The organism is Herbaspirillum sp. alder98 (genome assembly GCF_020179755.1).
Lineage (GTDB): Bacteria > Pseudomonadota > Gammaproteobacteria > Burkholderiales > Burkholderiaceae_D > Herbaspirillum.
The window spans coordinates 1-24,785 of sequence record NZ_JAIUCY010000012.1; the positions used below are offsets into that span (position 1 = coordinate 1).

Here is a 24,785-nt window from a genome sequence, read left to right on the forward strand (position 1 = left end):
GGGGGGGGGGGGGGGGGGGGGGGCCCCCCCCCCGCCGCCGCCACCGTTGGATCGTGCGCTTCGGCGGCCTGCATGAATCCGGACAAGTCCAGCACCGGCACGCCGCCTTGCGCCACCGCCTGACCGGTCGCCAGCCACAGCAGCACACCGGCCAGCACTCTCACGCCACCTCCAGCGCACCGTCGCGCAGGCAATAGCGCCGCTCGAACAGGCCCGCCAGTTGCCGGTCGTGCGTGATGACGATCATGCTGTGCGCACTGGCGGCGAGCATGGCGCCAATGTCCATCACCGCGTCGCGATCGAGGTTGGAGGTCGGTTCGTCCAGCAACAGCAGTTCTCGTTGCTGCCCCAGCGCACGCGCTAGCAGCAGCCGCTGCTTCTGGCCGGCCGACAGGTTGGCCATGGTGTCGCTGACCATGGTGAGCGTGCGCATGGGCAAGCGCATCACGTCGTCGAACAGGCCCACCCGCTGCAGCAGCGCATTGATGCGTTCGCCATCTGCCGCCGCGTCGAACAGGCTCACGTTGTCGGCGATGGTGCCGTTGAGGATGAGGTCTCCCTGGCGCATATGCGCCATGTGGCAGCGAATCTCGTCGACGACCAGGTTGGCGTAGGCCAGCCCGTTCAGCCGCACTTCACCGTGGGTCGGCGCTTCCACCGCCGCCAGCAACTTGAACAGCGTCGACTTGCCCGCGCCGGATGGCCCGATGATGGCGACCTTTTCGCCCCGGCGCAGCATGAAATCGAGTTCCCGCAACACCGGCCGATCCGAAACGCCGTACGCAAACGACACCCCGCGCAGCGCCAGCGACGCGAAGCCGCGCGTCTCTGCGGCCCGCATGCTGCTGTGCAACGGTGCGTAACGCTCGGCGGGCTCCTCGACGATGTCATTGAAGCGCATCACCGGCACGCGCAGCATGTTGAGCTGGAAAATGCTGTTGACCGCGCCCGACAGATGCGCCGACATCAGCCCCTTGAACATCTGGAACGAATAGAACACCCCGACCGATATCTCGCCGGCGACCATCATGCCGGCCGAGAGGCCGGTGATGACCAGCGTATCGATATGCCCCACCACCTTCAGGATCACGGCGCGGGTGCTGGCCAGTTGCGCCACCCGGAAGCTGTCGTTGATGAACCCCTGCAGGCCCGTCATGAACAACGACGTACGCTGACGCTCTTTTTGCGCCAACTTGAGCATGGGAGCGCTACGGATGGTTTCGATCAGCGCATCATCGCACCTGGCAGAACTCTCGATCTGCTGGCGCTGGGCATCGCGCATGGCCGGATACAGCAGGAACGCCACCACCAGATAGACCAGGAACAGCGCTGCCGCCAACCCGGCCAGCAGCGGCGCCTGCACCAGCATCAACACCAGCGCCAGCAAGCCCAGGCTGAGGTCGATCGCCAGGCCGACCACGCTGCGGCCGGCAAAATCGACGACGTCGCGCTGCGACTTGAAGCGCGCAAACAGGTCGCCGACATGCCGCTTCTCGAAGTAGGAAAAGCGGTTGCTGATCAACTTCGCAAACAGCGCGCGGACGCTGTCCTTGTAGAGATGCTGGAACACCACTTCGGTCAGATAGGCCTGCATGAAGCTGCTGAAGGCGCCGATGGCGAACACGCTGGCGAACGTGATCAGCAACACATTGAGCAGACCGGGATTGTGCTCGGCCACCACCTGATCGAGCGTAAGACTGCCCAGGTAGGGCGCGGCCAGCATCGCAAACTGCACGCCCAGCGAGATGAAGGCGATCTTCATCAATTGCCGCGCCAGCCGCGGCTCGCGCTGGAACATGTCGCCCAGGGCGCGCGCGACTTCGGAACGACCACGCGCGCCGCCGACCGCCAGGGCAGCCGTCGGCTCGCATTGCAGCAGATAGCCGGAGGTGCTTTGCATGAACTGCTGCGGTGTCATGCGACGTCGCCCGCTGGCCGGGTCGATGATCTCGACACCGCGCCGGCGCAGCGCCTCGAAGACCACGAAATGCCCCTGTTGGAAATGCACGATCGACCCGCGCCGGATTTCACGCAGGTGCTGGCGCTCGAACTGGAATCCCTCGGCCACCAGGCCCAGTCGCAAGGCCAGGTCGTGCAGGTCCGACATGCGCACGCCGTTGGCCGACACCGGCTGCAAGCCCCGCAGTTCGCGCACCTCGGTATGCCGGCCAAAATGGGTCAGCACCATCGCCAGGCAGGCGTACCCGCAATCGGCCACCTCGTTCTGATAGATCACCTTCACGCCTCACCCCCGCATGGCTTCGAACAACGGTGGCAACAACCACTCGGCGATACTGCGTCTCTCGACCACCACCGCAGCGGTGGCGCGCATGCCCGCCAGAATCTCGTGACGCTGGCCGCGCACGGTGAAGAATGGCTCCGGCAGAACCGCATAAGCCAGGTAGTGTTCGGCCAGCCCGCCCGGGGCGTCGGGCGCCGGCCCGGCACTGGCCACGGTGTTGTCGGAAAGACGCTCAAGCTGTACCGCCAGGGTGCCAAAGCGGGCATAGGGAAACGCGTCGAATTTGAGCCGCACCACCTGCCCCGCCCGCATGAAACCCCGCTGCCGCGACGGAATGCGCAACATCGCCTGCAGGCGCCGCTGGCCGGTTGCCGAGATCGTCATGGCGATTTCGCCGTCGCGCAGGTAGCGCCCCGGCATCAATTGGGAAAACGACACCACGCCCTCGATCGGCGACGCCACCACCACCGTCGAGCGGCTCTTCTCGAAGGCGGCACGCACGTCTTGCCGGTCGTGCCGCTGTTCGAGTTCAAGCCTGGCCAGTTCGGCCCTGGCGGCGTCGATGGCGGACCGGGTAGCACCGATGTCGGTGGCGATCTCGCCCTGCCGCACCCGCCGCTGCGCCAGTTGCGTGCGACGTTGCGCCAAGTCGGCCTCGGCGCGCTCGATGCGGTCGACTTCGACATAGGGCGCCACCGCCTGCAATCGCGCCAGCGTAGCGGCGCCCCGTTCGATCTGAAGCTGCGCCTGTGCGATTTCCTGCTGCTGGATGGCCTGAGCGTGACGCCGCGTCGCCAGGGTGGCCGTCAGAGACGCGATGCGGCCATCAAGCTCGCGCTGAACGACTGCCGCGCGCATGTCGACGGTCTCCAGCCGGGCCGCCTGCTCGCGCGCCCAGGCGTGGCTGCGAACGCTGCCATCCTGGGCCAGCGACAGGTCGCGTTCGAGGGTGAACAACGGCGTGCCGACCGACACCGGCGTATCGGCGGCGACGAACACCTGCGATACCAGGCCGCTGGCGCGCTCGATCTTGACCTCGCCCGGGGCCACGATCTCGGCGCTGACATCTTTTTTCAGTTCGACCTGGCAAAAGAAGGCGAACACGCAAAACCCGATGACCACGCAGGAAGCGACATAGGCGATGCTGCGGGCGGGGATATCGGAGAATTGCGGAGGCTGGCTGAATTGCATGGAACGCTCCATCGGCTCGCGCCAAAGGCCACGATGGTAGAGAGCGACTCGCATGCCAAACATAGAAATAAGATCAGATTGCGCAGCTTTACATGTCCGGATTGCAACTTTATTGGATGAACGGGACAGCGCCGACGCAAAATTTCATCTGTCCCCGCAAAGCCTTTCACCCGGGGCAGACCGGGTTTGGCTTACGATAGAGCCCTGCCCTAATTAGAACCGGAGAAAACCGATATGCCCGTCATGACCTGCGTGGAAGACTTTCGCCTGCTGGCGAAGAAACGGGTCCCCAAAGCCTTCTACGACTATGCCGACAGCGGCTCTTATACCGAGGGCACCTATCGCGCCAACAACGACGACCTGGCTGCGCTGAAGCTGCGCCAGCGGGTCGCGATCAATGTCGACCAGCGCAGCACGCGCACCACCATGATCGGCCATGACGTCAGCATGCCGGTGGCGATTGCGCCGACCGGGCTGACCGGCATGCAATGGGCCAACGGCGAGATGCTGGGCGCCATCGCGGCCGAAAAGTTCGGCATTCCCTTTACGCTGTCGACCATGAGCATCTGCTCCATCGAAGACGTGGCCAGTGTGACCACCAAACCGTTCTGGTTCCAGCTGTACGTCATGCGCGACCGCGCCTTCGTCAAGTCGCTGATCGATCGCGCCAAGGCCGCCAAGTGCTCGGCGCTGGTGCTGACGCTGGATCTGCAGATCCTGGGCCAACGCCACAAGGATCTCAAGAATGGCATGTCGGTGCCGCCCAAGCTGACCCTCGACACCCTGCTCGACCTGGCGGGCAAACCCGGCTGGGCATGGCGCGCATTGGGTGGACGCAAGACCTTCGGCAACCTGGCCGGCCATATCAAGGGCGGCGAAGACGGCGGCGGCATCCAGACCCTGTCGAAGTGGACTGCCAGCCAGTTCGACCCGACCCTGAACTGGGACGACGTCGCCTGGATCAAGGAACAATGGGGCGGCAAGCTGATCCTGAAGGGCATCCTGGATGTGGAAGATGCCAAGCTGGCGGTGCAGACCGGCGCCGACGCCATCGTGGTGTCCAACCACGGCGGGCGCCAGCTGGATGGCGCCATGTCGTCGATTGCCGCCCTGCCGGCCATCGCCGAAGCCGTGGGCGACCAGATCGAAGTGTGGTTCGACGGCGGCATCCGCTCCGGCCAGGACATCCTCAAGGCGGTGGCGCTGGGCGCCAAGGGCACCATGATCGGCCGCGCCTTCCTGTACAGCCTCGGCGCCATGGGCGAGGAAGGTGTCAGCCGCATGCTGGGTATCCTGCACAAGGAACTCGATGTCAGCATGGCCCTGACCGGCACCAAGGATATCAAGGACGTCGGCCCCCAGATCCTGGTCCGCTAAGAACGACCCGTTGCAAACAAAACACCCCGCAGTCCGACGACGGATTGCGGGGTGTTGTCATTGGGAGGCTGCGCTTATGGTCGCGGCTTTTCCTGCAGGACCTCGATCACGCCGTCCTGGCCATGGCGGCGCGCCAGGTCCAGCGCGGTCAAGCCGTCCTTGTTCTTGAGCGAGAGGTCGGCGCCACCATCGCGCAAGGCCGCCACCGCGCCGATGCGACCGCGCATGGCGGCCAGCATCACCGGCGTCATCTTCTCGTCGGGCGATTCGGCGTCGACATAGGCGGAGGCGTCGAGCAGCATGCGCACGATGCTGGCGTCGCCGTTGATGGCGGCATAGTGCAAGGCGGTCCAGCCCGGACGATTGACCTCGACTTCACGCGACAGCAGCAGCTGCACCACCGGCGCATTGCCGTAGAACGCGGCCAGCATGACCGGGGTGTCGCCGTTGACGGCCTGCGCCTCGAGGTTGACGTCGGGCGCATTGACCAGCACATCGAAGACTTGCATCGAGTCTTCCCGGATCGACAGCATCAGGCCGGTATAACCGCGCTTCGGTTCAATCAGGTTGGGCCCCATGCCGCGTTGCATCAACTGCTTCAGGAAATAGACGTTATCCATGCGGATCGCCTGGAAGTAATCTTCATAGGCACCGGCGCGCGCGGCCCCCGGCAACAGCATCGAGGCATATACCAGCACCCGGCCCAGGCGGCCGGCGCGGTCGCGAATCTTTTGCAGGAAGCTGGTGCTCATCGTGCAATCCCGAACAGGCGGAAGAAGTTGTCACTGGTCTGGCGCGCCACTTCGTCGGCGCTGATGCCGCGCAGGTCGGCGATGAATTCGCCCACATGCCGCACGTAACCGGGCTCGTTGGTCTTGCCGCGAAACGGCACCGGCGCCAGGTAGGGTGAATCGGTCTCGATGAGCATGCGCTCCAGCGGGATGGTGCGCGCGACTTGCTGCAAGTCCTTGGCCGACTTGAAGGTGACGATGCCCGAGAACGAGATATAGAACCCCAGTTCGATGGCGGCATCGGCCACTTCCTGCGATTCGGTAAAGCAGTGCATGACGCCGGCGGCGCCCCCGGCGGCGGGGCTGGCACCCTCTTCGCGCATGATGCGCAGGGTGTCTTCGGAGGCCGAACGGGTATGGATGATCAGCGGCTTGCCGGTCGCGCGCGAGGCCCGGATATGGGTGCGAAACCGTTCACGCTGCCATTCGAGGTCGCCCTGCAGGCGGTAATAGTCGAGCCCGGTCTCGCCGATGGCAACGATGCGCGGATGGTCGGCCAGTTGCACCAGCTGTTCCAGCCCCGGCTCGGGCGTGTCTTCATAGTCGGGGTGCACGCCCACCGACGCATAGACATTGGGATATTGCTCGGCCAGCGCCAGCACCTGCGGAAAATCAGGCAGGTCGACCGACACGCACAGGGCATGGCTGACCTTGTTTTCGGCCATCTTGCCGAAAATCTCGGGCAGACGGGCCGCCAGGTCCGGAAAATTGATATGGCAGTGGGAATCGATATACATGGCCGCTATTGTATCGCCCGTCAGGCGCGGCTGTCGCCCCCGCTAATCTTTGCTTACACCCGGGCCACGCGCTCAGCGCGCCACCGGCCGCTTGCCCAGCTTGCGTTGCAGGGTGCGCCGGTGCATGTTGAGCGCCCGTGCCGTCGACGAGATATTGCCCTGGTGCTCGGCCAGCACCCGCTGGATATGCTCCCATTCCAACCGTTCCAGCGACAGCGGCGTGCCTTCGTCGGCAGGCAGTCCGGGCGCGGCGCCCTCTTCGGCGCCTTCCGCATGGGCCAGCGCCGACAGGATCGAATCGACATTGGCCGGCTTGGCCAGGTAATTATCGGCGCCCGATTTGATCGCCTGCACCGTGGTGGCGATGCTGGCGTAGCCGGTCAGCACCAGCAACCGCGCCGCCGGCAAGGCCTGGCGCAGCGGCGCGATCCATTGCAGGCCCGAATCGCGGTCCAGCTGCAGGTCGATGGTGGCGTAGTCGAAGCGCTCGCGGCGTGCCGCCTCCAATGCCTCTTCACCGCTGTGGGCGACCGTGGCGCGGTAGCCGCGCCGGGTCAGCGAACGCGCCAGCGCGGCGGCAAAGACATCGTTGTCATCAAGGATCAGGAAAGCCGCGCTCATGGCGTCACCAATGCAAATTCGAGTTCTGCCACGCTGCCCTCGCCCGGCGCCGACTGCAAGCGCAGGCTGGCGCCCAGTTGACGCACGGTCGCATGGGCCAGCATCAGGCCGATCCCGCGCCCGCCGCTACGGCTGGGCACCGGGCCGTGGCCCAGCCGCGCCAGCAAGGCAGCGTCGATGCCACAACCATTGTCGGCCACGCGAATGACGGCGCGGGTTGCGGCCACGGTCACCAGGCTCACCCGCAATTCGCCCTGGCGAGCACCATCGGCCATGGCGCTGGCGGCATTGTCGAGCAGGTTGAACAGGATCTGGCCCAGCTCGACCGTATCGACGCTGGCAGCCAGGCCCGGCCCGTCTGCGCCGATGTCGCGAATCAGCACCACGCCCGGATGACGCAGACGCCAACCGTCCAGCAATTCGCGCAGCCAGGCCCCGAGCAGCACCGGCTGGCCGCTACGGGCCTGGGCATCGGCGTCGAGCCGCATGCTCTCCAGCGCCTGTTTGCACACGGCAATCTGTTGCTCGACCACCAGGATATCTTCTTCATATAGCGCCAGCGCCGGATTGCGGGCCATGTCGCGGCGCAGTTCGCCGGCAATCACCGCCACCGTCGACAAGGGCGTATTGAGCGCGTGGGCGGCGCCGGCGGCCTGGGTGCCCAGCGCCAGGATGCGCTGGCCTTGCAGATGCTGTTCGCGGGCGGCCGCCAGCAATGCGTCACGCTCGCGCACGGTGGCGGAGATGCGGGTGACGAACCAGGTGATGAGCAGCGCCGATATCGAAAAATTGATCCACATCCCGGCCAGGTGCCAGCTCATGGCCTGGTCGTGATCGTGGATGTGCAACGGCTGGTAGATATTGGCCAGCGCCGAATAACCGGCCAGCGCACACAGCGTAAGCGCCCCGGCATAAGGCCAGGCCAGCGTGGCCGCAGCAGCCGCCAGGGTCGGCAGGTAGAACGACACGAAGGGATTGGTGGCGCCACCGGAAAAGTACAGCAAGGCCGACAGCAGGGCCACGTCGAGCAGCAATTGCAGGAACAGCTCGCCCTGGCTGGCAGGACGCGCCAGACGCATGCGCGCCAGCGTGGCCACATTGATCACCAGTTGCAGCGCGATCAAGCCCAGCAGCGGCGCCAGCGGCAAGGCGATATCCAGCCAGAAACGCGCACCGGCCAGCACCAGCAGCTCACCTGCCACGGTAGCCCAACGCAGCCAGAACAACCGCACCAGCACCGGATGACGCGGCCAGGCGCCCGGCTCCAGGGCGCGACCGGGAGGTGATATCGAGAGGGGTGGAGTGGACTGCATGGCCGGATTATATAAGTTTGGCGAAGGCTGCCGGTGCGACATTTCGGCACGACGACGGAAGGTGTTCTTTTGTATTTTCGCCACACCTTTGAGCAACTGCTCAAAAAATAATTGAATTAGGTAACATCAGAAAGCAAATGTAAATCATTCTTATTTATAATAATTGTTGAAACGTTTTCATCATTCACGAACAGGACGTCAAGTTCCTGCAGCCCACACCGAAAGAATCCATGTCCACTCGTCTCACTCCACTCGCCGCCGCCCTGGCGCTGGCCTTCGTCGCGCCGTTGCCGGCGCTGGCGCAAACCAGCGGCACCACCACTACTGCTGCCACGGCAGCCGATGACGGCCGTGCACTGCCGACGGTCACCGTCAACGCTTCGGCTGACGCCTCGGCCGAAGGCTTGCCGGCGCCTTATGCGGGTGGACAGGTGGCGCGTGGTGGGCGTATCGGCATTCTGGGCAACAAGGACGTGATGGACACCCCGTTCAGCGTCACCAGCTACACCCAGCAATTCATCAAGGACAGCCAGGCGCGAAGCGTCGGCGACGTCCTGCAGAACAACCCATCGGTCCAGGTGACCCGTGGCTACGGCAATTTCCAAGAAGCCTATATGATCCGCGGCTTCATCGCCGACTCCGACACGCTGGCCTACAACGGCCTCTATAGCATCTTGCCGCGCCAATACACGGCATCTGAACTGGTCGAACGGGTCGAGGTATTCCTGGGCGCCAGCGCCTTTGTCAATGGCGCCCCCCCGGGCTCGGCCGGCGGTCTCGGCGGCACCATCAACCTGGTCCCCAAGCGCGCCACCAATGAAGCGATCACGCAAGCCACCATCGGCGTAGAAACCGGTGGCCAGGCTTATTACGCGGCAGATATCGGGCGCCGCTTCGGCCCCGAGGACCGCGTCGGCATTCGCGTCAACGCGGCCCGCCGTCAGGGCGGCACCGGCATCGATAACGAAAGCCGCGAATTGAACCTGTTCTCGCTGGGGCTGGACTATCGCGGCAACAACTTCCGCCTGTCGGCTGATCTGGGCTATCAGGAATACAACCTGACCCAGGCCCGGCCCAGCGTCACGCTGGCCACTGGCGTACTGACACCGACAGCGCCAAGCGGCTCCAGCAACTTCGCACAGCCGGGCACCTATTCCAACGAACGCGATGTCTTCGGTACGATCCGCGGCGAACTCGATCTCACATCGGACGTCACGGCATGGGCCGCCTACGGCACCAGATACGGTACCGAGCGCAACCAGTTGGCCAGCGCCACGCTCAATGACAACGCCGGCTCCCTGGGGATGTCGCGCTTCGACAATGCCCGCAGGGATGTCGTGCGCACCGGCGAAGTCGGCCTGCGCGCCAAGCTCAAGACCGGCGCCGTGAACCATACCGTGACCGCATCGGCATCCGGTTACTGGAACGATTCGCGCAACGCCTACGCGATGCGCTTCTTCGCACCCGCGACCGCCAGCAACCTGTATTCGCCAGTGCTGACGCCGGTCACATCGATGACCACCGACTTCGCGGGCGGCTCACTGGACAATCCAAAGACCACCATCAAGACCATCCTGTCGAGCGTGGCCCTGGCCGATACGCTCTCGTTTGCAGATGACCGCGTCCAGCTCACACTGGGCGCTCGCCACCAGACCCTGCGCAGCCAAAGCTACGACTACAACACGCAGGTCGGCGATCCTGACTACAGCAAGAGCGCATTGACACCGGCGCTGGGCATTGTGGTCAAGCCATTGCAGAACCTGTCCCTGTACGCGAACTACGTGGAAGGCCTGCAAGCGGGCAAGCTGATCACCGATACCAGCGCGGTCAACTTCGGCACGACACTTGAACCATACAAGACCCGTCAAAAGGAAATCGGCGCCAAGTTCGACGCCGGCAAGGTCATGTACGGCCTGGCCCTGTTCACGACCGACAAGCCATTGGCGTATCTGGATTCGGTCACGAAGATCGAAAGCACCAACGGCGTGCAGCGCAACCGCGGCATCGAATTGACGGCAGTGGGCGAAGCCGCGCGCGGTGTCCGCATTCTCACCGGGCTGACCCTGCTCGAATCCAAGCAACGCGATACCGACGGCGGCACCACCAATGGCAATGACGCCATCGGCGTACCGCGTTCGCGCCTGACCCTGGGCGGCGAATGGGATATCCCGGGCGTGCCCGGCCTGACGCTGGACGGTCGCATCACCCGCGTGTCGACGCAGTACGTGGACGCCGCCAACACGCAGAAACTGCCTGCCTGGCAGCGCTATGACATGGGCGTGCGCTATATCGCCGACATCGGCGGGCGTACCATCACCCTGCGCGGCGCGGTGCAGAACCTGACCAACAAGAACTACTGGGAATCGGCAGGTGGCGCGTCCAACTCCGGCTACATCGTCCTGGCAGCCCCACGCACCTTCGTGACATCGGTGTCCGTGGACTTCTGATCGGCGTCAATCAGCATCCAACAAAAAGGGAAGCCTCGGCTTCCCTTTTTCATTGCCACAAACCAGCGCTCACCCCACCCGCTTGCCCAGGATCACCAGATCCCGCTCCACGCCGTCGAGCGTGGCCACGCGCGGCATGTTGGCCCACTTCTCGAAGGCGAACGCCTCGAACAGTTTCAGGCTCGGTTCGTTATGCCCGAACACGAAACCCAGCAGCGTATGCACCTTTACCTCGGGCGCATGGGCAATCGCCTGCTCCATGAAGTAACGCCCCAGCCCCTGGCCGCGGGCCTTCTCGTGGATATAGATCGACAACTCGGCCGTACCGGCATAGGCCGGACGTCCGTAGAAGTTGGAAAACGACAGCCATCCGATCAATTCGCCATCACGCTCCGCCACCCACAGCGGACGCTTGCCGGGATCGTGCTCGTCGAACCAGGCCTGGCGCGACTCGACCGGCACCGGGTCGGTGTCGGCCGTGACCTGGCGGGACGCCACGGTGCTGTTATAGATCGCCACGATGGCGGGCAGGTCGGCCTGGACGGCCAGGCGATGGGTAAATGCAGGTCGCATGAATGAGTCGATGGATCAGGAATGAAAAGACGGCGTCACTTGGAGCTCACTTGAACAGGCCGGCGTAGTCGAGCAGCATTTCCTCGATGAACAGCTTGGCCGACAACGGATGATCGGCGATGGCACGACGCTCGCCCATGCCCTTCAACGCCCGCGACAAGGCCATCACATCGGTGCGCGCCGCCAGCCGCTCGAGGTCGCGCAGATGGCGCGGGTAATAGCGCACCTGCCCGGCCGACACCAGCGCAAACAGGTCGTACAGCCAGCGCTGCACCCAACCCACCAGCTCGACCACCGGCACCTTCTGGAACTTGTCGGCGGCCTTGAGCGCGCTGTCGATGCCCGGTTGCGCCAGATGGCGCAGCAATTCATCGAGGATCTCGCGATACTCTCCCTGCGCCGCCTCCAGCGCGGCCAGTGGCGCGCCGCCCTGCTCGGCCAGCCAGGCGTCGGCATCCTTGACGCCCTGCTGCTGCAGCCAGGCCAACGCAGCGTCGCGCGCCGGCGCCTGCAAGGCAAACTTGCGGCAACGCGAGAGGATGGTCGGCAACAAGCGGTCGAGCCGGTTCGACAACAACAGGAACATGGTCGCCGGAGGCGGTTCTTCCAGCGTCTTGAGCAAGGCATTGGCGGCAGCCGTATTGAGCGCCTCGGCCGGGTACAGCACCACCACCCGCATGCCCGAACGGTGGGTCGAGACGTTCATGAAATCGGCCAGCGCCCGGATCTGGTCGATCTTGATTTCTTTCGACGGTGCACGGGTCGCCTTGGCGCTCTTCTTTTCTTCGCCGCTGTCGTCGTCCGGCAGTTCGTCCTCGAGCGCTTCCGGACGCACCCGGCGGTAGTCGGGATGGTTGTGCTGGTCGAACCAGTTGCACGACAGGCAGGCGCCGCAGGCATGGGCCTCAGGCGTGGGTTGCTCGCACAGCAGCGACTTGGCGAAGGCTTCGACGAACACCGTCTTGCCGGTACCTTGCGCGCCGTGGAACAGCAAGGCGTGCGGCAAGCGCTCGCGCAATTGCAGCAATTGCTTCCAGCTCTCGTGCTGCCACGGCAGCAGCACGGTGGATTGTTCGTTACTCATGGTGGCCTAAAGAGTGGCGATGAGGCCGCGCAGCTCGTCCTGGATCACGGCAATGGGACGGGTCGAATCGATGATGCGAAAACGGGCCGCGAATTCGGCCGCGCGACGCAGGTATTCCGTGCGGGTGGCCTGGAAGAAATCGGCCCGCTCCTGCTCGAACTTGTCCGGCGTACGCTCGGCGTCGAGCCGGGCCCGCGCCACTTCAAGGGGCACGTCGAACAAGAGCGTCAGGTCGGGCTGCAGCGTGGGGTGCACCAGGCGTTCCAGCGTCTCGAGCTTGTCACGCGAAAGCTGGCGACCGCCGCCCTGGTAGGCGAAGCTGGCATCCGAAAAACGGTCTGAGATGACCCAGGCGCCACGCGCCAGGGCCGGTTCGATCACTTGCGCCAGGTGCTCGCGACGCGAGGCGAACATCAGCAGCGCCTCGGTCTCGAGGTGCATCTTCTGGTGCAGCAAGAGCTCGCGCAGGCGTTCGCCCAGCTCGGTGCCGCCCGGCTCGCGGGTGGTGACGACCTCCAGGCCGCGCGCGCGCAACAACTCGGCCACGAAAGGGATATGGGTGGACTTGCCGGCGCCGTCGATGCCTTCGAAGGTAATGAATTTGCCTGATGCCATGAAGCGATCGTCGTGTTGGAGGTGATGAAAAAACGGGATCAACGCTGGTAGCGGTTGACGGCCTGGTTGTGCTCGGACAGGTTGCTCGAGAAATGACTGGTGCCGTCCCCTCGCGCCACGAAGTATAAGGCCTCGGTCTTGTCCGGGTTGAGCGCCGCCGCCAGCGACGCCGCGCCCGGCAGCGAGATCGGCGTCGGCGGCAGGCCGGCGCGGGTATAGGTGTTGTAGGCCGTGTCGGTGAGCAGGTCGACCTTGCGGATCTTGCCCTGGTAACGCTCGCCCATGCCATAGATCACGGTCGGGTCGGTCTGCAGCAGCATGCCGACCTTGAGACGGTTGGTGAACACGCCCGCCACCAGGCCCCGCTCGGATTTCTGGCCGGTCTCCTTCTCGACGATGGACGCCATGATCAACGCCTCGTAGGGCGAACGGTAAGGCAGCGACAGGTCGCGCCGGGCCCAGGCTTCGTTGAGCTTCTTGTTCATCAGCGCGAAGGCCTGGCGATACACCTGCATGTCGCTGGCACCCTTGGCAAAGAGATAAGTATCGGGGAAGAACAAGCCCTCGGGATGCTTGTACTCGGTGCTCAGCTTCTCCAGGATCTGCTGGTCGGTCCAGGTGATGGTGTCGTGCTTCAAGGCCGGTTGCTCGGCGATTGCCCGGCGCATCTGCTTGAAGCTCCAGCCTTCGATCACGGTCAGCGCCTGCTGGGCGAATTCGCCGCGCACCAGTTGCTGCAGCAGCCGGGTCGGCGTGGCGCCCGGCTTGAGCTCGTAGCTGCCGGCCTTGATGCGCGCGCCTTCGCCGCTCAGGCGAGCGAACAGCGCGAACAGGTCCGGGTTCAGCGGCGCGCCGGCGGCCGCAATCTGCTGCGCCGCCCCGTTCACGCCGGCACCGGGAGTGATGGTGAAATCGATGGTCTGGCCGCCGGCCTCGATGATCGGCTGGCGCGACCAATAGAACCCGGCGCTCGCCACCAGCGCTGCCAATAGCAGCAATGTCAGTAATAGCCTCTTCATACCGAATGCAAAATCCTTGATTCCAAACGCGTTTTTCTCGACATCACTATAATCTGTCTCAAACAGGCCCACATGATAATCGCTGGCACGACAGTTGCCTAATCCGAGGCATCTCGTGGCCACCCCTGCATCACTGCTCTCTGCTTCGCCTAACTATTTTTTCTATGACAGAACTGACTGCCTCGACCTCCGTCTGGCTCGACTTCCTCAAGCAGCAAGGCGCGCAATTCGACGCCGCCGACGCCACGGCACTGCTGGGCTTCGGCGCCACCGCCCCTGCCCCCGAGACGCTGGAAAGCTTCATGGCGCCGCTGACCGGGCTGGGCCTCATCAGCGTGGCCGGTGACGATGCCGCCAGCTTCCTGCACAACCAGTTGACCAATGACGTCGAACGTCTCGACACCAATAGCGCGCGCCTGGCAGGTTATTGCACCGCCAAGGGGCGCCTGCTGGCGAGCTTCCTGATGTGGCGCAGCGCCGAAGCCATCACCCTGCAATTGCCGCGGGCCTTGCAGCCTGCGATCCAGAAGCGATTGCAGATGTTCGTCCTGCGCGCCAAGGCCAAACTGAGTGACGCTGGCGACAACACCGCCATCCTCGGCCTGGCCGGTCCGGCTGCGATCAATGCCCTGGCCGAATGGTATCCGGTGCTGCCGGCCGAACCCTATGCAAAGATCGACAACGTCAATGGCACGCTGATCCGGGTCGCCGACTCGTCCGGCAGCGCCCGCTACCAGTGGATCACCACGCCCGAGATCGCCATCGGCGCCTGGCCGCGCCTGGCGCAGCACCTGACACCGACCGCGCCGCAGGCCTGGCGCCTGTCCGAGATTCGCGCCGGCGTGCCGCAGATCACCCCCGGCACGCAAGAGCAGTTCGTGCCGCAGATGGTCAACTATGAACTGATCGGTGGCGTCAACTTCAAGAAAGGCTGCTATCCGGGGCAGGAGATCGTCGCCCGCAGCCAGTACCTGGGCAAACTCAAACGCCGCACGCTGCTGGCCAGCATCGACAGCGACGTCGCCGTCGCCGGCAACGAAGTGTTCTCGGTGGCCGACCCGGCGCAACCCTGCGGCATGCTGGTCAATGTCGAACGTTCGGGTGAAGGCCGCTCGCTGGCATTGGTCGAGATCAAGCTGGCCGCGGCCGAAGGCGACGTGCGCCTGGGCGCGGCCGATGGCGCGGCACTGCATTTCCATGCGCTGCCGTACGTGCTGGCCGAACCGCAATAACGCCCAGGCCGGGACCCGACCATGGACCTCTATATCTATTATCGTGTTCGTCCTCAGCACGCCAATGTGCTGTTCGGCAAGCTGAAGGCCCTGCAACTGGTGCTGCAAACGCAGCACGGCGTCAATCCTGGCCTCAAGCGTCGGCCCGCCGAAAAGGATGGCCTGCAGACCTGGATGGAAATCTACGAGCACCTGGCGCCGGATGCCGCCGACGACTTCCAGCAGGCGCTGGCCAGCGCCCTGGCAGCAGCCGATATCGGCGCGCTGATCGAGGGTGAGCGTCACGTCGAACGTTTCGAGGATGTCGCCGCATGTGCCTGATCATCCTCGCCTGGAAAGTCATCCCCGGCATGCCGCTGATCCTGGCGGCCAACCGCGACGAGTTCTATGCGCGCCCTGCAGTCGATGCCGGGTGGTGGAACGATGCGCCGCAGGTCTTCGCCGGGCGTGACCTGCAAGGCGGCGGCACCTGGCTGGGCACCACGCGGGATGGCCGTTTCGCAGCGCTCACCAATGTGCGCGCGCCGTCCGAGCGGCGTAGCGAGGCCCCGACCCGCGGCGCGCTGGTGTCGGACTACCTGGCCGGCGCCATGTCGCCCAGCGACTATGTGCAGCAGATCCAGGGCCGGGCCCAGGACTACAACGGTTTCAACCTGCTGGTGGGCGACCGCGACACCTTGCTGTGGTACTCCAACCGGGGCCAGGCCGACGCACGCAACGGCCAGCCGCTCGACTATGGCGTCTATGGCGTATCGAACGCCCTGCTCGACACGCCCTGGCCCAAGCTGACCCGCGCCAAGGCCCAATTTGCCAGCCTGCTGTGCCAGGGCGCGCCGGAAGAAGCCTTCTTCGAGATGCTGACCGACGCCACCCGCGCCAACGACTGCCGCCTGCCCGACACCGGCGTCGGCATCGAGCGCGAACGCATGCTGTCACCGATCTTCATCCGCTCGCCCGACTACGGCACGCGCTGCTCGACGGTGCTGCGCGTGCCGATTGCCGGCGAACCGGTCCTGACCGAACATGTGGCCGATCCTATGGCAGTGCACTATTCGGCCGAATCGGTCACCGAAGGACGCTGCAAGATTCCCTGCACACCGCGTGAAGACGACCGCCCAGCCTGAAAAATGCCTTCTTGCAACACAAGAAATAACAAAAACGTATACCTGATATTCGGAAGATAAATTGGCCGGGATTGGTGCAGGGCAGTAAAGTAGTACCTGTCTCCTCCAATTTCCTCCTAAAGAATTGGATTAAAGCCCACACCGCAAGGTCGTGGGCTTTTTTTTTCGCCTGCTTTTTGGACTACTCTTCAGGACTGCCCTCCAGCGCCGCTCCTCCCCCCACCTGGCATCGCCGATCGCCTTGCGCCAATGAAAAAGCGGACCGAAGTCCGCTTTTATCGTTTGATCCGCCACCGCCCGAGGGCGGCGCCAGCATGATCAGGGATGCATCTTGGCTTGCGAGCGATCCAGCACCACTTCCGGGGCATTCGCCTCTTCCACGGTTTCGTTGTTCAGCACCGCCTGCAGGCGCTTCTCGTCGAGCTCGCCGCTCCACTTGGCCACCACCAGGGTCGCCACGCCATTGCCGATGGTGTTGGTCAGCGCACGGGCTTCGGACATGAAACGGTCGATACCCAGGATCAGCGCCAGGCCTGCCACCGGCAGGTGCCCCACCGCCGACAGGGTCGCTGCCAGCACGATGAAGCCGGAACCGGTAATGCCGGCCGCGCCCTTGGAGGTCAGCATCAGCACCGCCAGCAGCGTCAGCTCTTGCACGAAGGTCATCGGCGTGTTGGTGGCCTGGGCGATGAACACGGCGGCCATGGTCAGGTAGATGGCCGTGCCGTCCAGGTTGAACGAGTAACCGGTAGGAATCACCAGGCCGACCACGGTCTTCTTGGCGCCGGCGTTTTCCATCTTGGCCAGCATGCGCGGCAGGACCGACTCGGACGACGAGGTGCCCAGCACGATCAGCAGCTCTTCCTTGATGTACTTGACGAACTTCCAGATCGAGAAGCCGTGCAGGCGGGTGACGATGCCCAGCACCACGAAGATGAACAGCAGGCAGGTCAGATAGAAGGTGCCCATGAGCTTGCCCAGCGACAGCAGCGAGCCGACGCCGTACTTGCCGATGGTGAAGGCCATCGCGCCGAAAGCGCCGATCGGGGCCACCTTCATGATGGTGCCGACCACCGAGAACAGCACGTGCGAGATCTTTTCGATGAAGTCGAAAATCAGCGTGCCGCGACCACCGAACTTGTGCAGCGCGAAGCCGAACAGCACTGCCACCAGCAACACCTGCAACACGTCACCCTTGGCAAACGCGTCGACCATGCTGGTCGGGATCACGTTGAGCACGAAGTCGGTGGTGCTGCCCAGCTTGCCGGGCGCGGTGTAGGAAGCGATCGCCTTGGTATCCAGCGAGGCCGGGTCGATGTTCATGCCCACGCCGGGCTTGAGCACGTTGACCAGCACCAGGCCGATGATCAGCGCCACGGTACTGACGATTTCGAAATACAGCAGCGCCAGGCCGCCGGTCTTGCCGACCTTCTTCATGTCTTCCATGCCGGCGATGCCGGTGACGACGGTACAGAAGATGACCGGCGCGATGATCATCTTGATCAGCTTGACGAAGCCATCGCCCAGCGGCTTCATGGCTTCGCCGGTAGAAGGATAGAAGTGGCCCAGCAGCACACCGATGGTGATGGCGACCAGCACCTGGAAGTAAAGCGATTTATAGACCGGCTGCTTGGGCGCAGCCATGGTTGTCGTTGTCATTGTCGTTCTCCAAAAACATCAATCTCCAGCCTGCCCTTTTATGGATGGCGCGTGCGCCGGGCAAACCGCTGACCGTTTGCAGCTCATCGGCCGCTTCGGTTATTTTCTGGCCGGGAGACGCTCCCCCTCCCCGGTCCGGGCGCAAGTATCTAACAGAGACAGGACTGCCGGTATTGTGGGAAACCACATTCGAGCCCAGAAAGGAGGCGCTCATCCATGGTTATTCCGCCGTTTGCGACGCAGCAAATTAGTTATAGTGCAGTTTCGGGATAAGAAAACAACGAAGGCTTTATTGTGCAACGGAAATTGACGGTGACCTTCCGCCTCACCATCCTGGTGACGGCATTGTGCGCCAGTGTGGTGGTAGTGGCCTGGTACGGCATGCGCGGCATGGCGTCGAGCAACGAAAAACTGCGTTTCGTCTATGAAGACCGCACCATCTGCCTGGTGCAGATTTCACGCGTGCGCGACATGGTCTATCGCAACCGCGACATCATGGGACGCGCGCTGATGCTGGCCAACATCCCCGTCACCCGCCCGCCTGACGATGTAGCGCTGCAGCAGCTGCCCCAGCAAACGGCGTTGCAGGTGATGGGCCAGTTGCAGGCGGCCGATGCCGGCTTCTCCGAGAACTGGAACGCCTACGTCGCCACCCGCATGACCCCGGAAGAAAGCCGCGCCGCGACCCAGGCCGAACTGACCTGGAAGAACTACCTCGACCAGCGCACCCGCGTGGCATGGGCCATCAATACCGGCGACATCGCCGAAGCCAATCGCCTGTGGCCGCAGACCACGCCGCTACTGGCGCAACTGGCGACCCAGCTGGCCACCCTCGGTCAATTGCAGGAACAACTGACCCTGGCCGCCTACCAGGACGCCGTCGCCGAATATCACCGCCTGCAACGCCACAACCTGCAGATCGCCGCCGCCAGCCTGTTGCTGGGGGTAGCACTGGCGCTGTGGATCATCATCAGCCTGCGCCGCGAACTGGGCGGCGAACCCGGCTACGCGGCCCACATCGTGCGCCAGATCGCCGACGGCAACCTCGACGTGCCCGTGGCGCTGCGCCCCAACGACCGCAGCAGCCTGTTGTTTGCCATGCAATCGATGCGCGAGCGGCTGACCGGCATCATGCAGCAGGTCACCCTGTCGACCCGTTCGCTGGGCAGCTCATCGTTCGCGCTCAATGCGACCGCGCAGGGACTGGCCCAATCCTCCAGCGAACAGGCGGCCGCAGTCGAGGAAGTCAATTCGGCCATCACCAGCATGAGCGATGCCATCCAGCAGACCGGCGAACACGCCCGCCGCACCGATGCCATTGCGATCACGGCTGCAGCCAACGCCGACCAGACCGGCGAAGCGGTGCAGACCACGGTGCAGGCGATGCGCGGCATTGCGCGCCAGGTGGGGGTGATCGACGATATTGCCTACCAGACCAACCTGCTGGCGCTGAATGCGGCCATCGAGGCCGCGCGGGCCGGTGAGAACGGGCGCGGCTTTGCGGTGGTGGCCACCGAAATCCGCAAGCTGGCCGAGCGCAGCCAGGACAGCGCGCGTGAAATCAGCCAGATCGCCCACGAAAGCGTCGAACTGGCCGAACAGACCAGCGCTCACCTGATGCATGGCACCCTGCTCGAGATCCGCGAGGCCTCGCAGCAGATCAACCAGATCACGCTGTCCTCCACCATGCAGGAAGAAGGCGTGCTGGAAATCAGCGCCGCCGTCCTGCAGTTGAACGAAACCACCCAGCGCAATGCGGCGGCCTCCGAAGAACTGGCCAGCACGGCAGAACTGGTGGCGCAGCACGCCCGCGAGCTGGGCGACCGGTTGTGCTACTTCCGCATGACTACCGTCGAAGACGGCCAGCGCCAGGCGCACACCACACAAACGGCGCCAGCCCTGCAGCGCGCACGCTAGCCCAGGCGGGCGCGCATGGTGATGTGCGGGATGCCCGCTTCCATGAATTCGTCGCCTTCGCGGGCGAAACCATGGGCCGCGTAGAACGGCTCGGCATGAGCCTGGGCATTGAGCACCACGCCGCTGTCGCCACGGCTGCGGGCAGCGGCCATCAGGGCCTGCAATACTGCCCCGCCGACACCCTTGCCACGGCCGGCGCGGCGCACCGCCATGCGGCCGATATGCCCATCCGGCAGCAGGCGTCCGGTGGCCACCGGCGCGCCCTGCTCGTCATAGGCCACGGCATGGATGGACACGGCGTCCATCTCGTCGAGTTCGATCTCGGCCGGCACCTGCTGCTCGTCGACGAAGACTTCGAAACGGATCGGCTGCGCATGAGCGCGCAGCGCTTCCCAGTTGTCCACGATGATATTCATTGTCTGTTCTCTAACGTATCGGTGCGGCGCGCTACTGGCCGTCGAGTTTCTTGGAAATGTCGAGCCGGCGGATCACCTTGAAGGTCCCCATGGCCTTGGCCACCAGGCGCTCGCCGTTCCATAGTTCGGCATCGCAGAAGCACAGCGTGGTGGAACGGTGATAGGTGCGCCCGCGAGCGACGATGGTATCGCCGGCACGACCGGCCGGCTGCAGAAAACTGCTGCTCATCTCGACCGTGGCCGACGACTGCGCGCCGGCCGCGCCAGCACGCGCCGACAGCCCCATGGCGACGTCCATCAGGGTCATCGAGATGCCGCCCTGGGCCACCTGCCAGCTATTCATGAATTCCGGCTTGAGCAGCAATGACATGACGGCTTCATGGCCGTCATAGCGCTCGACCTGCACCCCCAGCGATTCAAGATAGGGATTGCCGTTCTCGAACACTTCCTTCAGTGAGTGGCTCATCGACGTGCTTCAGATCTCGTAGTCCATGCACTGGCGCGCTTCGCGCACGGCGCCGATGAAGGGCTTGATGGCGACGTGTTCAGGATGGTCCTGATAGGCGTCCAGCGCAGCGCGCGATTCGAATTCGGAATACAGCACCACGTCATAGGTGGCTTCCAGCCCGGGTTGCGCCAGCACCGCCTCGAACTTGAGGATGCCTGGCACGATGCCGGCACAGCCGTCGAGCAGCACCTTCATCTTCTGCATGTTGGTGGCACGGTCTGCGCCCTCGGCCTGGTCTTTCAGTTTCCACATCACGATGTGCTTGATCACGCTCGGTCTCCGTTGTTCGAAATTGACGAAGCCGACATGATAAGCCAAAGCGCGCCAGCGCGAGAGGACGCCCCAATACGACGAAAGACGCTGGGTCCTGACGTTCGTCAGGACGACGGTTCTCAACTAATTCGCCCCGGCGCAGGCCGGGGTCCAGTGACGTCACTCAGGCGTGCGTCAACGCGGCTTGGCGGTCTTCCTTACGGTCTTCGGTGCCGGCTTGGCGGCAGGTTTAGTGACGGATTTGGCCGCCGGTCTTGCGGCCGCTTTCGCCACCGGCTTTGCTACGGGTTTTGCCTTCGCCGATGCCGCCTTCACCGCCTTCACCGCCCGCGCCGGCTTGCTGCGCGCTGCCGGCAACTTGATTTGCTCGGCCTCGGCGCCTTCGCCGACGGCCGTGGTCAATTTGCGTGCCAGGCCGATCACCCGCTGCGGGTCGACCTCCAGCGTGCCGATCAGCAGCTCGATGATTTCCGAACGCGGGTTGGCCAGCGTCGGCTCGATCATCATCACCGCGGCCGCCAGGGCCAGCGCCCTTTCACGCGTAGCGCTGTCGGGCAACATCTGCTGCAGGGCGTTGATCGCTTCGACGGGCGCCACGGCGGTGATGCGGGCCTGCTCCTTGAGCAGCAGCACCCAGTTGGTCTTGGGCGATACGCTGGCGTGCATATTGGGCAGTTGCGACAGCAGGCGCGCCAGGCGCAGGCTGCGCCGTTCGAACGCGCCGATCGACACCATGCCGGCAATCACGATACGGCACACCGCCGCCGCAAAGCCGCCCTCGGCGATGGCCGGCAGCGCCGCGGCGCGAAATGCCGCCAGGTCGTGCTGGGCGCGCTGTTGCGCCCGGGCGTCGTCGCTTTCGCGCGGCGGCAGCCAGGCGCCCAGTCCCTTGGCGCCAAACAACTGGTTGGTCTGCTTGACGTTCTGGGCATCGCGCCGGTCGCGCCAGGCGTTGAGTTCGTTGGTGATGTGCTGCGCCATGCGCTGCTCGAACTGCTTCCACGGGTCGTTCTCGTCGACCGGCTTGCGGTCGGCCCGGGCCGCGGCCGCCTGCTGCCGGATGAAAGGCGCCAGCGGCGAACTGTCGGACCACATCTGGCGTTGCATGCGCAACGGGTTCAGGCGCGTCAAGGCGTCGGCGCTGGCGCGCGTGCTGGCCAGCCGCACCCAGGGTCGCAGCCAGGTCTTGTACAGGCTGGCATTGATCTCGGACCATTGCGCGATGGTCGAAAACACCGCTTCCTCGTCGCGCCCTTCCGGGTTGAGGTCGCGGATATCCTGCATCGTGCGATGCTCGTAGTTCACCGTATAGTCGCCCGGCTCCAGGGTGTCCCAGCGCTGGGTCTGGCGGCCATCCTTGGCTTGCAGCTTCATTTCGTACAGGCCGGGTGGCAGGCTTTCGATCACATCCAGCGAGGTCACCAGCTGGTCGTGTTCCTTCTTGGCCACGGCGCCACCGACGAAGATGCCCAGGTGGCCCACGCTCTCGTGCAGCACATAGATGATGGTGCGACCGGCGGCGGCGATGGCGCGTTCGTCGCCCCAGGCGTCGACGATCCAGTTCAACGCCTGCGGCGGCGGCGTGATGTTGTCGCCCCACGACGCAAACACCACGATGGGCGCGGTGATGTTGCGCAGGTCGATCGCCTGGCCGTGCGCCATCACTTCGCCACGCGCCAGCTTGTTGCCCACGAACAGGTTCTCGACGATCGATTCGATCTCGGCGCCGGTCATGCGGAAGAAGCCGCCCCACCAGCGCTCGAACTCAAGGAAGCGCTCGGCTTCGGTATCGACCCCGGCCCACAGGTTGTAGTACTTGTTCCACCAGGTATTGGCGGGATTGAGCTTCTCGAAATTCTCGACCAGCGTGGCGCCATCGAAACGGTCGGCCCCCATGTCGGCCGATAGCGACGCCAGCCAGGTGCCGCCCAGCGATGCACCGCTGTATCGCATCGGATTGAGCTTGCTGCTGCCGGCCCAGTACGACGCCGGCGCGCCCACCATCATCAGCGGGCCGAACAATTCCGGACGCACGGCATCGACCGTCATCATGGCCCAGCCGGCCTGGCAGTTGCCGATCACCACCGGCTTGGCCGGGCATTGCGGATGACGGGCAATGATCTCTTCCAGGAAGCGCGCCTCGGCGTCCATCACCGTGGTCAATGTCTGGCCGTCCTCGGGTTCGGGACGGAAGGTGGCGAAATAGACGGTATGCCCGGCCTTCATCGCCATGCCCACTTCCGAGTCGAACTTGAAGCCGCCGATGCCGGGGCCGTGACCGGCGCGCGGATCGACCACCAGCAGCGGCCGCGCCGCCGGATTGGCCGGCAGGCTGGCTGGTGGCTGCAGCCGCAACAACGCGTAGTTGCAGGGCTGCGGCAAATCGTGGCCGTCCAGAATGAGTTCGTGACCGAACTTGAGCAACGGCGGCGTTCCCTCCTCGAGGTGGCTCAGGTAGGCGTTGCCGCGATCGAGCAAGGTGTCGAGGAACAGAAAAGTGCGCTGGACCGAATCGGTCAGGTAGGCGTCCAACCCGCCCCATGCCGGCGCCAGGGTCGGCGCTGCGGCTGACGCTGTAGACGAATTGGCAACGGTGGCGCCAACGGGTTTCTTGCGACTTGCCATGTTTCCTCCCCAGGAATGTATGTCTTCATCATACGGAGAAAGATCACGGCGAATCTCACGATCTCTGCGACAATGGAACCGCATTTCACGCTATTGAAAACAAGACAATTGCATGGGAGGAATCTTCATGGAACTAAGCAGTCTGGTCGACCAGCCGGGAAAATTGCCCACGGTTCCCAAAGTGGTCCAGCAACTGATTGCCAGTTTCAACGCCGAAGATGTATCGGCCAGCGACATCGCGCGCCAGATCGCCACCGATCCGGCGCTCTCGGCAAAACTGCTGCGGCTGGCCAATTCGGCTTTCTTCCACGTCTCGCGTACGGTCGGCACGGTCGACGACGCGCTGCGCATGCTGGGCTTCGTGATGGTGCGCAACCTGGTGCTGGGACAAGGCATGGTGGCCGCCTTCAAGAACACGCGCGGCATGGACCTGCAGCAGTTCTGGCGTTACAACCTGTACACCGCCGTGGCGGCCCGCTGGCTCGCCATGCATGCCGGCGAACCCGGCGAAGACAATGGCGACGCCGTCTTCACGGTGGGCATGATGCACGGCATCGGCCAATTGCAATTGCATGCGGTGGCCGCCGCCGAAGTAGCGCCCCTGGACAAGCAGATCAACGTGCTCGATACGGCGCGCGCGGCCAGCGAAAAAGAACGCTGGGGTTTTCATTACGCCGACGTCTCGGCGGCGCTGGCGCAGATCTGGCATTTTCCACCCGCGTTGGCCGCCGCCCTGAAGGCCGTGCCCGAGCCACTCGAGGGCAAGCTCGATCGCGCCGCCGGCTGGGTGCACCTGGGGGCATGGATGGCGCGCGTGGAGGTATTGAAGCTGGATGACGAAGCTGCCCGCGCCAGCTATCCGGTGCAAGTGGGCAAGAAGCTCGACGTCGATCCGGCCTGGGCGCCGGTGATGGTCAAGCACGCAGCGGACAAGGCCGATCAGGCCATGCCGCCGCTCAAGGAATTATCGGCAGGGCTGGACGCCATGCTGGAATAGCAACCGCAACAAGAAGCACGGCAA

Annotated in this window: 22 protein-coding genes; 7 read left to right on the forward strand and 15 right to left on the reverse strand. The window is 64.3% G+C overall.

Going from position 1 to position 24,785, the window contains the following annotated elements; genetic code table 11:
• Window positions 1-160: 160 nt before the first annotated feature.
• Window positions 161-2,242, reverse strand: a complete 2,082-nt coding sequence (locus LBW87_RS20655; protein ID WP_225203355.1) for a peptidase domain-containing ABC transporter — start codon at window positions 2,240-2,242, stop codon at window positions 161-163.
• A 3-nt stretch (window positions 2,243-2,245) separates the two neighbouring features.
• On the reverse strand, window positions 2,246-3,433 hold the full coding sequence (locus tag LBW87_RS20660) for an HlyD family secretion protein (protein WP_225203356.1): 1,188 nt from the start codon (window positions 3,431-3,433) through the stop codon (window positions 2,246-2,248).
• Between the two features lie 234 nt (window positions 3,434-3,667).
• Between LBW87_RS20660 and LBW87_RS20665 the strand changes: the two genes are divergently transcribed.
• Entirely contained in the window at window positions 3,668-4,810 is a 1,143-nt protein-coding gene (locus LBW87_RS20665; RefSeq protein WP_225203357.1) for an alpha-hydroxy acid oxidase, read from the forward strand.
• A 74-nt stretch (window positions 4,811-4,884) separates the two neighbouring features.
• Here the strand turns inward: LBW87_RS20665 and LBW87_RS20670 are convergent, their stop codons facing one another.
• The 4 genes from LBW87_RS20670 to LBW87_RS20685 all read right to left on the reverse strand — a co-directional run bounded on the left by LBW87_RS20670 (window position 4,885) and on the right by LBW87_RS20685 (window position 8,272).
• On the reverse strand, window positions 4,885-5,562 hold the full coding sequence (locus LBW87_RS20670; RefSeq protein WP_225203358.1) for an ankyrin repeat domain-containing protein: 678 nt from the start codon (window positions 5,560-5,562) through the stop codon (window positions 4,885-4,887).
• Window positions 5,559-6,338, reverse strand: coding sequence for a TatD family hydrolase (locus LBW87_RS20675; RefSeq protein WP_225203359.1), 780 nt, complete (start codon window positions 6,336-6,338; stop codon window positions 5,559-5,561). The genes LBW87_RS20670 and LBW87_RS20675 overlap by 4 nt, the downstream gene beginning before the upstream one ends.
• 72 nt (window positions 6,339-6,410) lie before the next feature.
• Complete coding sequence (locus LBW87_RS20680; RefSeq protein ID WP_225203360.1) at window positions 6,411-6,959, reverse strand: response regulator transcription factor; 549 nt, start codon at window positions 6,957-6,959, stop codon at window positions 6,411-6,413.
• On the reverse strand, window positions 6,956-8,272 hold the full coding sequence (locus LBW87_RS20685) for a sensor histidine kinase (RefSeq protein WP_225203361.1): 1,317 nt from the start codon (window positions 8,270-8,272) through the stop codon (window positions 6,956-6,958). The genes LBW87_RS20680 and LBW87_RS20685 overlap by 4 nt, the downstream gene beginning before the upstream one ends.
• 230 nt (window positions 8,273-8,502) lie before the next feature.
• Here LBW87_RS20685 and LBW87_RS20690 point away from each other — a divergent pair, with 230 nt between their 5' ends.
• Window positions 8,503-10,719 (forward strand): TonB-dependent receptor, encoded by a 2,217-nt coding sequence (locus LBW87_RS20690; protein WP_225203362.1) that lies wholly within the window; start codon window positions 8,503-8,505, stop codon window positions 10,717-10,719.
• Window positions 10,720-10,788: 69 nt separating this feature from the next.
• Here LBW87_RS20690 and LBW87_RS20695 read toward each other — a convergent pair whose 3' ends face one another.
• Genes LBW87_RS20695 through mltG form a run of 4 tightly spaced genes read right to left on the reverse strand, consistent with a single transcriptional unit; the run spans window position 10,789 to window position 14,010 of the window.
• Window positions 10,789-11,292, reverse strand: a complete 504-nt coding sequence (locus LBW87_RS20695; RefSeq protein WP_225203363.1) for a GNAT family N-acetyltransferase — start codon at window positions 11,290-11,292, stop codon at window positions 10,789-10,791.
• A 46-nt stretch (window positions 11,293-11,338) separates the two neighbouring features.
• Window positions 11,339-12,376 carry a DNA polymerase III subunit delta' gene (locus tag LBW87_RS20700; protein ID WP_225203364.1) on the reverse strand — a complete coding sequence of 346 codons (1,038 nt, stop codon included), beginning with the start codon at window positions 12,374-12,376 and terminating at the stop codon, window positions 11,339-11,341.
• A gap of 6 nt (window positions 12,377-12,382) precedes the next feature.
• On the reverse strand, window positions 12,383-12,991 hold the full coding sequence (gene tmk / locus LBW87_RS20705) for a dTMP kinase (RefSeq protein ID WP_225203365.1): 609 nt from the start codon (window positions 12,989-12,991) through the stop codon (window positions 12,383-12,385).
• A 38-nt stretch (window positions 12,992-13,029) separates the two neighbouring features.
• Window positions 13,030-14,010, reverse strand: coding sequence for an endolytic transglycosylase MltG (mltG, locus tag LBW87_RS20710; RefSeq protein WP_225203366.1), 981 nt, complete (start codon window positions 14,008-14,010; stop codon window positions 13,030-13,032).
• A gap of 164 nt (window positions 14,011-14,174) precedes the next feature.
• Here mltG and LBW87_RS20715 point away from each other — a divergent pair, with 164 nt between their 5' ends.
• From LBW87_RS20715 to LBW87_RS20725, 3 genes are read left to right on the forward strand one after another with little or no spacing between them, the layout of a single operon-like run.
• Entirely contained in the window at window positions 14,175-15,242 is a 1,068-nt protein-coding gene (locus tag LBW87_RS20715) for a YgfZ/GcvT domain-containing protein (protein WP_225203367.1), read from the forward strand.
• Window positions 15,243-15,263: 21 nt separating this feature from the next.
• Window positions 15,264-15,563, forward strand: coding sequence for a DUF4936 family protein (locus LBW87_RS20720; RefSeq protein ID WP_225203368.1), 300 nt, complete (start codon window positions 15,264-15,266; stop codon window positions 15,561-15,563).
• On the forward strand, window positions 15,554-16,366 hold the full coding sequence (locus tag LBW87_RS20725) for an NRDE family protein (protein WP_225203369.1): 813 nt from the start codon (window positions 15,554-15,556) through the stop codon (window positions 16,364-16,366). The genes LBW87_RS20720 and LBW87_RS20725 overlap by 10 nt, the downstream gene beginning before the upstream one ends.
• A gap of 318 nt (window positions 16,367-16,684) precedes the next feature.
• Here LBW87_RS20725 and LBW87_RS20730 read toward each other — a convergent pair whose 3' ends face one another.
• Entirely contained in the window at window positions 16,685-18,010 is a 1,326-nt protein-coding gene (locus LBW87_RS20730; protein WP_225203486.1) for a dicarboxylate/amino acid:cation symporter, read from the reverse strand.
• Between the two features lie 327 nt (window positions 18,011-18,337).
• Between LBW87_RS20730 and LBW87_RS20735 the strand changes: the two genes are divergently transcribed.
• Window positions 18,338-19,942 carry a methyl-accepting chemotaxis protein gene (locus LBW87_RS20735; RefSeq protein WP_225203370.1) on the forward strand — a complete coding sequence of 535 codons (1,605 nt, stop codon included), beginning with the start codon at window positions 18,338-18,340 and terminating at the stop codon, window positions 19,940-19,942.
• On the opposite strand, the gene LBW87_RS20740 is transcribed toward LBW87_RS20735, so the two are convergent.
• The 4 genes from LBW87_RS20740 to LBW87_RS20755 all read right to left on the reverse strand — a co-directional run bounded on the left by LBW87_RS20740 (window position 19,939) and on the right by LBW87_RS20755 (window position 23,764).
• Complete coding sequence (locus tag LBW87_RS20740; RefSeq protein WP_225203371.1) at window positions 19,939-20,358, reverse strand: GNAT family N-acetyltransferase; 420 nt, start codon at window positions 20,356-20,358, stop codon at window positions 19,939-19,941. The two genes, LBW87_RS20735 and LBW87_RS20740, sit on opposite strands and share 4 nt — an antisense overlap.
• 31 nt (window positions 20,359-20,389) lie before the next feature.
• Window positions 20,390-20,824, reverse strand: a complete 435-nt coding sequence (locus tag LBW87_RS20745; RefSeq protein WP_225203372.1) for a PaaI family thioesterase — start codon at window positions 20,822-20,824, stop codon at window positions 20,390-20,392.
• 9 nt (window positions 20,825-20,833) lie between these two features.
• Window positions 20,834-21,136 carry a Dabb family protein gene (locus tag LBW87_RS20750; RefSeq protein ID WP_225203373.1) on the reverse strand — a complete coding sequence of 101 codons (303 nt, stop codon included), beginning with the start codon at window positions 21,134-21,136 and terminating at the stop codon, window positions 20,834-20,836.
• Window positions 21,137-21,313: 177 nt separating this feature from the next.
• Complete coding sequence (locus LBW87_RS20755; protein ID WP_225203374.1) at window positions 21,314-23,764, reverse strand: DUF3141 domain-containing protein; 2,451 nt, start codon at window positions 23,762-23,764, stop codon at window positions 21,314-21,316.
• Between the two features lie 127 nt (window positions 23,765-23,891).
• On the opposite strand from LBW87_RS20755, the gene LBW87_RS20760 reads away from it, so the two are divergent.
• On the forward strand, window positions 23,892-24,761 hold the full coding sequence (locus LBW87_RS20760; protein WP_225203375.1) for an HDOD domain-containing protein: 870 nt from the start codon (window positions 23,892-23,894) through the stop codon (window positions 24,759-24,761).
• The last annotated feature ends 24 nt before the right edge of the window (window positions 24,762-24,785 follow it).